We start from the raw sequence: 627 nt of genomic DNA on the forward strand, positions 1-627 counted from the left end.
ATTTTTTCGATTTTTATCTGAAAGTAGCTGGCGGATGCCGGCTACTTTCAGGAAGTTGTGGGCTAATGCCACAATCCCAAACTCAACATGTACCTTGTCGAGGCCCCGCAAAGAAAATCTGCGGAACGACCGATTGCCCTTGATGTGACCGAACACACTTTCTGCCTCGACTTTGCGTCGAGCGTAGATGGCGGCTTTCTCTTCACATTCAAGGGCTGTTTTGGCCTTTGCTTTCATTTCTTCGAAGATGGGATTCCAGTGAACTTGACGATTTCCCTTCGCTTTTGTGCATTTCGCTTTCAATGGGCAATCGGTACAATCTTCACATTCGTATATTTTGAAGCTTTGTTCATAGCCAGATGGATTCTTTTTGTTTTGGTATTTTTTAAACGTTACTCTCCTTCCATTCGGGCAAATAAAACAATCATCCTCTTCACAATAGGTCCAGTTTTTGGCATTTTTAATGTCTTTTTTGTATGTACGTGTTTGTTCTTTTACATAGCTCCCATAAGGAATTAGAAACTCAAACCGGGGCTCTTTCTCATCACCAACTGCATATACATAGTTTTCTTCACTACCATAGCCTGCATCCGCAATAACTGTTTGGGGCATCGGTAATGAAGTGGA

At 42.3% G+C, this 627-nt stretch carries 1 protein-coding gene; it reads right to left on the reverse strand.

Going from position 1 to position 627, the window contains the following annotated elements; translation table 11 throughout:
* Window positions 1-627 (reverse strand): transposase (locus AC3ASS_RS14445; RefSeq protein WP_488284176.1); only part of this gene is annotated, 627 nt, incomplete at both ends.

The organism is Bacillus sp. JST-5 (assembly GCF_057747715.1).